We start from the raw sequence: 9,455 nt of genomic DNA, 5'->3' as shown, positions 1-9,455 counted from the left end.
TTCACACTCTGGTTGGGTACGAGCTCACTGTCTTCCCGATGTGACAAGTGCTAGCTAAACACTCATCAAGAAGAGATACAAGGTTGGGTTGAGCGAAGCAAAACCCAACGAAAAAACATCTTATCAAAGAATAACTTTATTTATTATTTTAATTGGTTACGCAAAGAAATTTCCTTAATAAGTTCTGGAAGTTGTTTGGCTAATTTATGAATTTGCTTTAAATGAGCTGAAATTATTTCTCGTTTCTCTTCATTATAGCCACCACCTATAATCGATTTACCGGACTTAAGTATTAAAGAAGAAAATACCATTTCAGAAGCATGGCTATAACCATTATAAAAATCTTTAGCTTGTTTGAGCCAACCTTTCCCCGATGTAACGCCTAACACGCTTGCATTTCTTACTACTAAATCAATTGATAAGTGCGCTTTAGTGAAGGCATCTTTATTTAAATAGCCAGAATAAAAATCTATTTCTTTTTGTTGTTTACCACGACCAACTTTTAACCTTACTGGGGATGAAAGCAAGATAGACATACAGAGAGATTCATAAGATATTCTCATAGTATTACCAGCGGCATTAATATGACCTTCGGCTAATAATCTCAATGAAGTAACCGAAGTCTCTAAAGACAAGAATACATATTCTTGAACCCACTTAAATTTAGGGTTCTCATTTGTAAGTATGAAATTTTTGAAAGCGGTCTCACAAGTATTTAAATGTTTCAAAATCTGAATTACGTCAATCTCAAAATCAGATTTAAAACCTGCAATAGTTCTATCACCTAAAATTATTTCATCAAATTCCATAATAACTCCCATAGCAATTTAGCAGTGTATTCTTAGAAATAATACTTTGTTTCTAAAAGCGACTCTAGCCTTGCCGCAAATAGTTGCCTTGACTTTAAAGCTTCTCTTTGTCACAAACACAAAAAAGCCGCTGTATTTTACAATACAGCGGCTTTTAAAATCATTATTCTAAATTAATAGATTATGACTTAGGTCCACGACCTGCACGTTTACGTTCGTTTTCAGTAAGGTAACGCTTACGAATACGAATGTTTAGTGGAGTTACTTCAACTAGCTCGTCATCATCGATGAACTCAAGCGCTTGCTCAAGTGAGTAGTTAAGGTGTGGAGAAAGCGTTTGCGCTTCATCAGTACCAGATGCACGTACGTTAGTTAACTGCTTGCCTTTAAGGGCGTTAACTGTAAGGTCGTTATCACGGTTATGAATACCGATAACCATACCTTCGTATACTTCAACACCGTGACCGATGAATAGACGGCCGCGTTCTTGTAAGTTGAATAATGCGTTAGTAAGTGCTTTACCAGTTGCGTTTGCAATCATTACGCCGTTCTTACGAACACCGATGTCGCCACCTTTGTGAGGACCGTAATGATCGAACGTATGGTACATAAGACCAGAACCCGAAGTAAGCGTCATGAAATCAGTTTGGAAACCAATTAAACCACGGCTAGGGATCATGAAGTCTAAACGCATACGGCCTTTGCCATCTGGAGTCATGTTAGTAAGTTCACCTTTACGTAGGCCAACTTGCTCCATAACAGAACCTTGGTGCTCGTCTTGACAGTCAATAGTCACTGTTTCAAACGGTTCTTCTAGAACGCCATCTACAGTACGTAAGATAACTTCTGGACGAGAAACTGAAAGCTCGTAACCTTCACGACGCATGTTCTCGATTAAGATACCTAGGTGTAATTCACCACGACCAGAAACACGGAAGCTATCTGGGCTACCAGTATCTTCAACGCGAAGTGCTACGTTGTGTACTAATTCTTTGTCTAAACGTTCACGGATATTACGTGACGTTACAAACTTACCTTCTTTACCACAGAAAGGTGAGTTATTTACAGAGAATGTCATTGTTACAGTTGGCTCATCAACACTTAGTGGTGGTAATGCTTCAACGTTTCCTGGGAAACAAACTGTATCAGAAATCTTAAGCTCACCAATACCTGTTACAGTTACGATGTTACCAGCGTAAGCTCTGTCAGTTTCGATACGTTCAAGACCTAGGTAGCTTTGTACTGCGCCAATTTTACCATTACGTGTAGTGCCATCAGCACTGATAATAGTAACTTGTTGGTTAGGAGCAACAGAACCACGTTTAATACGACCAATACCAACTACACCAACATAAGAGTTGTAATCTAGTTGAGAAATTTGCATTTGGAAGTCACCTTCAGGATCTGCATCCGGTGGTGATACTTCGTCAACGATCATCTTGAACATAGGTTCCATGTTGTCTGATGGCTCGTCTAAATCTAGTGTTGCCCAGCCGTTGATAGCTGAAGCGTAGATTACTTTAAAATCTAACTGTTCGTCAGTTGCGCCAAGGTTGTCGAATAAATCAAAGATTTGATCCATAACCCAATCAGGACGTGAACCTGGCTTATCAATTTTATTGATAACTACGATTGGCTTTAAGCCTTGCGCGAATGCCTTTTGCGTAACGAAACGCGTTTGTGGCATTGGACCTTCTTGAGCATCAACAAGTAATAATACTGAGTCAGCCATCGAAAGTACGCGTTCAACTTCACCACCGAAATCGGCGTGTCCCGGAGTATCTACGATATTGATATGGTAGTCGTTCCAAGAGATGGCTGTGTTTTTAGCCAAAATGGTAATACCACGTTCTTTCTCAATGTCGTTTGAGTCCATCACGCGCTCTTCGTTACCGCCGCGTGTTTCTAATGTACCTGATTGCTCAAGTAGTTTGTCAACCAGAGTTGTTTTACCGTGGTCAACGTGCGCGATAATCGCTATATTTCTTAACTTTTCGATGCTCATATATTTACTCAGAGAAATTAAATTCTCAATGATCCTGCAAGATCTACGCACTCATCCACGCTTTCGCGAGATGTCCCAGCATAGGATTTAAAAGGGCGCATATTATCCCTCATTAATGACATGGATGAAAGTTTATCCAATACATATTTTAAAACTTTCTCAATACTTTTACTAAGTATCTGTTTTATATATGACAATTATATGAATTAAATTTCAATATTTTTTTGAAAAACAGTCTTTTTGGCTATTTTTCCGATCTTTTTGTTACTCTTTTACATTTAGGTTATGCTAATTTCAGCTGATTAAATTAACAACAAATTACGCTCTGTAAATTTTGCACTAAAATGGAATATTTACGCACCAACATGGTGCGTTTATATATTCCATTTTGATGCAATGATATTTTTTTAATTTATAAACAGCCAGTTACAATAATGGCACAAAATCAGCTTAGTAAATACCAAAGCAATTATGCAGCAATAACAAAACCCAATAGTTGGAGGACACATGTCACAATCGGTTTTAGATTTTATTAAAGAAAATGACGTCAAGTTCATTGATTTACGCTTTACTGACACTAAGGGTAAAGAGCAACATGTATCGATTCCTCATCACCAAGTTGATGAAGATTTTTTCGAAGACGGTAAAATGTTCGACGGTTCTTCAATTGCAGGCTGGAAAGGCATAAACGAATCAGACATGGTATTAATGCCAGTTCCTGAGTCAATCAAACTAGACCCTTTCACTGAAGAAGCGACATTAATTTTACGTTGTGACGTAGTAGAGCCTTCTACACTACAAGGCTATGAGCGCGACCCGCGTTCTGTTGCTAAGCGTGCTGAAGATTACATGCGTTCTACAGGCATTGCAGACACTGTTTTATTTGGCCCTGAGCCAGAATTTTTCGTATTTGACGATGTTAAATACAAATCAGATATGTCTGGTTCTATGTACAAAATCGATTCTAAGCAAGCTGCTTGGAACTCAGATAAAGAATATGCAGATGGCAACACTGGTCACCGTCCAGGTGTTAAAGGCGGTTACTTCCCAGTTGCTCCAGTTGATGACTTCCAAGATTGGCGTTCAGCTACGTGTCTAGTTCTAGAAGAAATGGGCCAAGTAGTAGAAGCACATCACCACGAAGTAGCAACAGCAGGTCAAAACGAAATCGCTACTCGCTTTAATACAATGGTATTAAAAGCGGATGAAATCCAAGAAATGAAATATGTTATCCATAACATGGCTCACTTATACGGTAAAACAGCAACGTTTATGCCTAAGCCAGTTGTTGGTGATAACGGTTCTGGTATGCATTGTCACCAGTCTTTAGCTAAAGACGGTGTAAACCTTTTTGCTGGTGATAAGTACGGCGGTCTTTCTGAAGATGCACTTTACTACATTGGCGGCATCATCAAGCATGCTAAAGCAATTAACGCTTTTGCAAATGCGTCTACTAACTCGTACAAACGTTTAGTACCAGGTTTTGAAGCACCAGTTATGCTTGCATACTCTGCACGTAACCGTTCTGCATCAATCCGTATCCCAGTGGTTCCATCTGAAAAAGGTCGTCGTATTGAAGTACGCTTCCCGGATCCAACTGCTAACCCATACCTTGCTTTCTCAGCAATGCTTATGGCTGGCCTTGATGGTATCAAAAACAAGATCCACCCTGGCGATGCTATGGATAAAGATTTATACGACTTACCAGCTGAAGAAGCAGCAGAAATTCCAACTGTTGCAGCATCACTTGACGAAGCACTATCTGCACTTAGCGCAGACCGTGAATTCTTAACTCAAGGTGGCGTATTCACTGATGACTTAATCGATGCTTACATCGAACTTAAGTCTAAAGAAGTTGAAAAGCTTAACATGACAACTCACCCAGTTGAGTTTGAAATGTACTACAGCTGTTAATTAAGCTGTAAAAAATATGTGTGTTCTCAAGCCCGCTTTGCGGGCTTTTTTAATGGTAAAATTAGTCAATCTCCACTAAAGTTAAGTTACCGATAAAAATGCAGGGCTGCAGAGTGAATAACAAGATTTTATTACTATTAATTACTTTAGGATTAAGTAATTATGGTTATGCCGGTGAAACAAAAATATACGCTTGGAAAGATAAAAATGGCGTATTAGTGTTCTCAGACACCCCTCATAAAGGGGCCCAAGAGGTAAAGCTCACCAGCCAAGATCTTAATATGCCTGCAACAAATACTGACATTTTTGACGGGCAACCTCAGCCTCAACAAGCGGCCTTTAGTATTGCTATTTCCTCACCTGATCATAACCAGACTATTCGTGAAAATACCGGCACTGTTTATGTAACTAGCCGAATAAAACCACGCTTTGAAACTGGTTTTACTATACAACTTTTTATTGATGGTAAAGCACACGGCCCAGCCAGTGACAGCTCAACCTTTGCAATTAGAGATGTAGAACGTGGTCAGCACACACTACAATTAAAGCTTTTTAATAGTAAAAACCAAGTTATTGCTACAAGCGAACCCTGCATATTTTTTATGCACCGAAAAGGGCTAAACCTAGGTAACTAAATTGGGGCATTACTAAACGTGCAGCAGTGTATTTAACCATATAACTTGCTTGCAAACATCCACGCACTAAAATGGTGCAGCTATGATTAATAATAAAAACTTTAGCCCTGAGCTACTCGATGCCATTTGGCAAAATCAAACAACCGCTATCATGTTACTTGATAAAAACTTCACCGTTGTATATGCCAATACCAGTACCAGCGAGCTGCTTGGCCTTGGTAATAAGCGCCTATTAGATCAACCGTTTGATAGCCTTTTTAACTACCATTCAATCGATTTACAGCGTATAGAACAATACTCACTAGTTGAAGGCGTAGATTGCCAGCAGCATAGAGCTGACGTGGTTTTTAGCGATTCTCGCCATGCAAAAGTAGCCGTAAGTACACGACAAATTAAGTTTAATGGCTCGCTTTACATTTTATTTGAGTGGCGCCAAACCGATGACGAAATTAAGCACGACCAAGCGTCTAATCAAATGCATCAATATCAAGCTGCCCGAAACCTAATTAGAGGGTTAGCTCACGAAATTAAAAATCCTTTAGGTGGAATTCGCGGAGCGGCGCAGTTATTGCAGTATGAGGTTGATCAACAAGAAAGAGATCAATGTGCTGAGCTCATCATTGAGCAAGCCGACCGATTACGCGAACTAGTAGATAGGCTTTTGGGGCCCAATCAACTTCCGCAAAAATCGTATGGCAATATACATCAATCACTTGAATCAGTTGCAAGGCTAAGTACGTTAGATAATTGTTCTAACATTAGCTTAGTTAAAGATTACGACCCGAGTATTCCTGATGTATACATTGATCAAGGCAAAATTCAGCAAGTGGTATTAAACATTGTTCGAAATGCCCAACAGGCGCTTGTAGATGGCGGTGAAATAACAATAAAAACCCGCATTAATCATCAACATCGTCGCCCAGGTAAAGCACCTAAAAAAGCCTTGTTGATCCAAATATCTGATAACGGACCAGGTATTGATCCCAGTGTACGCGAAACACTGTTCTACCCTATGATCACCAATAAAGAAGGTGGCTCTGGGTTAGGACTCTCAATAGCGCAAACACTGATAGATCAACATGATGGCTATATAGAATGTGATAGCTGGCCTGGACATACTGAATTTAATATCTATCTGCCCTTTGCAGATTAATGTTTGGAGTTTGCATGAAAACAGTTTGGCTTGTAGATGATGATGCTTCTATTCGATTTGTACTTGAAAAAGCACTAACCCGTGCAGGGTTTAACACAGAGAGCTTTGCTAATGCGCAAGATGTACTAAGCGCCCTAAAGTTTAGCCAACCTACTGTTTTAGTTTCTGACGTACGAATGCCTGGTATGGATGGTATGGCGTTGCTTGAACTTATTGCAGAGCAAAACCCTGGGCTGCCGGTTATTATAATGACTGCGCACTCAGATTTAGACTCAGCTGTAAATGCATTCCAAAAAGGTGCTTTTGAATACCTCGCTAAGCCGTTTGATTTAAACGAAGCAGTGGCGCTAGTCGAAAGCGCATGCAGAGCAAACTCCACTAAAAAAACTAAACGCAAGCAAGCTCCACCAAAAAGTGCCCACATAATTGGTGAAGCGCCCGCAATGCAAGAAGTGTTTAGAGCGATAGGTAAACTATCGGCCTCTAGCATGAGCGTATTAATAAATGGCGAATCTGGAACAGGTAAAGAACTTGTCGCCAGTGCGCTGCACAATCATAGCCCACGTAAAGAAAATCAATTTATTGCACTTAACATGGCAGCCATTCCAAAAGAGCTTGTTGAGTCAGAGTTATTTGGCCACGAAAAAGGCGCATTTACGGGCGCCGACAGCGTGCGTAAAGGCCGCTTTGAGCAAGCCAATGGCGGCACACTATTTTTAGATGAAATTGGTGATATGCCACTTGATGTACAAACACGTTTATTACGCGTTCTTGCCGATGGTGAGTTTTATCGCGTTGGTGGCCATCAAAGTATAAAAGTAGATGTGCGTATTATTGCGGCTACGCACCAAAACCTTGAAGATTTAGTTAAACAGGGCAAGTTTAGGGATGATTTATTCCATCGTCTTAATGTTGTGCGCCTACGTTTACCTGCTCTTCGAGAGCGCACTGAAGATATAGAAAGCTTATCGCAACACTTTTTACATAAAAGCGCTAAAGAGCTACAAGTAGAAAGCAAAGTGCTGAGCCCTAAGGCAACTGAGCAATTACGCTTATTTAATTGGCCAGGCAATGTACGCCAATTAGAAAACACCTGTCGCTGGCTTACTGTAATGGCACCGGGTGAGCTTGTAAGCGAGCAAGACTTACCGCCAGAGATTCTGGATGCTTCGCCAACCCAGGAAGAAGGTGATTGGCTAGATGCGTTTCAGCAATGGCTTAATCAAGAGCTTAAACAAGGCAAAGAAAATATTTGGCCTGACATTCAAGCCCAGCTAGAAACTCGCTTAATTAAAACCGCACTGGCTAATTGTTCTGGTCATAAGCAAGATGCTGCTATAAAAATTGGTTGGGGACGCAACACGTTGACCCGAAAATTAAAAGAGCGCAATATTAGCTGATTAAACGCTTTTAACACATTTGGTTATTGATGAAGCTAATCGAACATATTCCATTATTCAAACAAATGGAAATTATAAACAGGCTGCACTTTTTTAAAGAATTTACGCTCAGCGAGCGCCAAGTCTTATTAGAGTCGTTCGGCCTGTTATATTTAGTAAGTCAGCATCAATTTTTATTTAAGCAATACGATAACGACAAACGTTTGTACATTGTACTTAGCGGCGCGTTATTAGTATTTAAACATAATCATTTGCTAGAACTTGGCACTATAGAGCCCGGTGAATTTATAGGTGAAGGTGCCTTTATAAATAACCGAGAGCGTAGTACTAGCGCTCGCGCTAAAACCGACAGTATAGTCCTCGCTATTACCCCTGAAGCACTCACTCGTTTACCTAATGTTATCCGCGAAAAAATTAAAGACCGAATTATAGAAGGTATGAGTCTGCGCATTGCCAAACTAAGCGAGCATATAGAAACTCACGGTTAGTTCAGTCCATATAAATAATTTGTAGTGAGCAATCAAGCCAGCTGGGGTTATTAACGTGAGCTGTAAACCTGTAAGTATCGGATGGTTTGGCGCCAAAGGGCGTATTTATAAGTGGTTGTGAGTAACTGTATGTTTGCGAATAGGTTTTATAATAAATGACAACGTAACCGTATAAAAACTCCCAACCTAACCTTACAACAGCGCCACTGGGTAAGCTAAAGTCAGCATATTTATCTGTAAATGTGACGAGTAAATCATTGTACTTGTCTTCACTGCATTGAGTTGTTCGTAACTTTTTAGGCATAATAAAGGTTGTACCCGCCACTGCATTTTTTAGATAAAAGCCTATATTGCCATCACCATAAAAATGATTTGAACGCGTTGCATAGTTAACTTGTGGCTCGTAACCTAGCCCCTGCATAATAGTAGCTAACTGCTCAGTCTCTTTTGGGTAAATTTTGTCACTTGATAAGAGTAATGTAGCTTCACCAAAATCAGGTGGGATTGCCAGCTCTACATATTCATAAGGGAGCGATTGTGCTTTTAGCGCAGCATCGAGCTGATTGCTCTGTTCATCTTGCAAGTTTTCACTAAATACATACACGGTAGGTTGTTGGCACGCAGCTAATAGTAATGCCAACACACATATTAAAATTCCACTTTTCATAGTTACCCCTTTTTGATTACAATTGTAGTCTATTAAAGGTAACTATTTATCGCAATTTAATTTGTTTGGCTATCTAACCAAGCATCAACACTTTTGCGAGTATATAAAACTTCTTTAAATAAACGATGACGTTCAAATTCAAGTTTTGTTTTTCTCGTGGCATCACCACTAACTAAACGGCTATGGGTATCATTGAATTTTGAAATTACAGAAAAACCGCGCTCATCTTGATCAGCTTGCTTTTTTACAGAATTAGCAAGGTGCTCTCTAACATCGTCAGCAGTTAACATACCTGAATTGTCTAATCCCATTAGCTCTTTTTTCATTGCCAATCTTACGCCCATTTCCTACTCCATTTAATGAAAACTATTTAATCCGCCAAAG

9 protein-coding genes are annotated in these 9,455 nt (G+C 39.8%); 5 read left to right on the top strand and 4 right to left on the bottom strand.

The window, feature by feature from the left end:
* Nucleotides 1-143: 143 nt before the first annotated feature.
* Nucleotides 144-809 (bottom strand): hypothetical protein, encoded by a 666-nt coding sequence (locus tag GQR54_RS17070; protein WP_166379189.1) that lies wholly within the window; start codon nt 807-809, stop codon nt 144-146.
* A gap of 181 nt (nt 810-990) precedes the next feature.
* Nucleotides 991-2,814 (bottom strand): translational GTPase TypA, encoded by a 1,824-nt coding sequence (typA, locus tag GQR54_RS17065; protein ID WP_010554793.1) that lies wholly within the window; start codon nt 2,812-2,814, stop codon nt 991-993.
* A gap of 507 nt (nt 2,815-3,321) precedes the next feature.
* Between typA and glnA the strand changes: the two genes are divergently transcribed.
* The 5 genes from glnA (at nt 3,322) to GQR54_RS17040 (ending at nt 8,404) form a co-directional block, all read left to right on the top strand.
* Nucleotides 3,322-4,728, top strand: a complete 1,407-nt coding sequence (gene glnA / locus GQR54_RS17060) for a glutamate--ammonia ligase (RefSeq protein WP_010554792.1) — start codon at nt 3,322-3,324, stop codon at nt 4,726-4,728.
* A 113-nt stretch (nt 4,729-4,841) separates the two neighbouring features.
* Nucleotides 4,842-5,363, top strand: a complete 522-nt coding sequence (locus GQR54_RS17055) for a DUF4124 domain-containing protein (protein WP_166379187.1) — start codon at nt 4,842-4,844, stop codon at nt 5,361-5,363.
* A gap of 82 nt (nt 5,364-5,445) precedes the next feature.
* Nucleotides 5,446-6,516: a nitrogen regulation protein NR(II) gene (glnL, locus tag GQR54_RS17050; RefSeq protein WP_010554790.1), complete on the top strand. Its 1,071-nt coding sequence runs from the start codon at nt 5,446-5,448 to the stop codon at nt 6,514-6,516.
* A gap of 14 nt (nt 6,517-6,530) precedes the next feature.
* A complete protein-coding gene (gene ntrC, locus GQR54_RS17045) occupies nt 6,531-7,916 on the top strand; it encodes a nitrogen regulation protein NR(I) (protein ID WP_007582175.1) in 1,386 nt (461 codons plus the stop codon).
* 29 nt (nt 7,917-7,945) lie between these two features.
* Nucleotides 7,946-8,404 (top strand): cyclic nucleotide-binding domain-containing protein, encoded by a 459-nt coding sequence (locus GQR54_RS17040; protein ID WP_010554789.1) that lies wholly within the window; start codon nt 7,946-7,948, stop codon nt 8,402-8,404.
* A gap of 1 nt (nt 8,405) precedes the next feature.
* Here the strand turns inward: GQR54_RS17040 and GQR54_RS17035 are convergent, their stop codons facing one another.
* A complete protein-coding gene (locus GQR54_RS17035) occupies nt 8,406-9,071 on the bottom strand; it encodes a hypothetical protein (RefSeq protein ID WP_166379185.1) in 666 nt (221 codons plus the stop codon).
* A 56-nt stretch (nt 9,072-9,127) separates the two neighbouring features.
* Nucleotides 9,128-9,415: a hypothetical protein gene (locus GQR54_RS17030; protein WP_007582180.1), complete on the bottom strand. Its 288-nt coding sequence runs from the start codon at nt 9,413-9,415 to the stop codon at nt 9,128-9,130.
* Between the last annotated feature and the right edge of the window lie 40 nt (nt 9,416-9,455).

Origin of the sequence: Pseudoalteromonas sp. Z9A4 (assembly GCF_011378845.1) — a bacterium.
GTDB classification, from domain to species: Bacteria; Pseudomonadota; Gammaproteobacteria; order Enterobacterales; family Alteromonadaceae; genus Pseudoalteromonas; species Pseudoalteromonas arctica.
The sequence above is the reverse complement of the archived record's forward strand: the minus strand, read 5'-3'. Positions and strand labels throughout refer to the sequence as shown.

What these genes read in the sequence shown, in the direction of transcription:
- GQR54_RS17070 (WP_166379189.1), bottom strand. Translation starts at nt 809, where the DNA reads ATGGAATTTGATGAAATAATTTTAGGTGATAGAACTATTGCAGGTTTT.
- typA (WP_010554793.1), bottom strand. Translation starts at nt 2,814, where the DNA reads ATGAGCATCGAAAAGTTAAGAAATATAGCGATTATCGCGCACGTTGAC.
- glnA (WP_010554792.1), top strand. Translation starts at nt 3,322, where the DNA reads ATGTCACAATCGGTTTTAGATTTTATTAAAGAAAATGACGTCAAGTTC.
- glnL (WP_010554790.1), top strand. Translation starts at nt 5,446, where the DNA reads ATGATTAATAATAAAAACTTTAGCCCTGAGCTACTCGATGCCATTTGG.
- ntrC (WP_007582175.1), top strand. Translation starts at nt 6,531, where the DNA reads ATGAAAACAGTTTGGCTTGTAGATGATGATGCTTCTATTCGATTTGTA.
- GQR54_RS17040 (WP_010554789.1), top strand. Translation starts at nt 7,946, where the DNA reads ATGAAGCTAATCGAACATATTCCATTATTCAAACAAATGGAAATTATA.
- GQR54_RS17035 (WP_166379185.1), bottom strand. Translation starts at nt 9,071, where the DNA reads ATGAAAAGTGGAATTTTAATATGTGTGTTGGCATTACTATTAGCTGCG.
- GQR54_RS17030 (WP_007582180.1), bottom strand. Translation starts at nt 9,415, where the DNA reads ATGGGCGTAAGATTGGCAATGAAAAAAGAGCTAATGGGATTAGACAAT.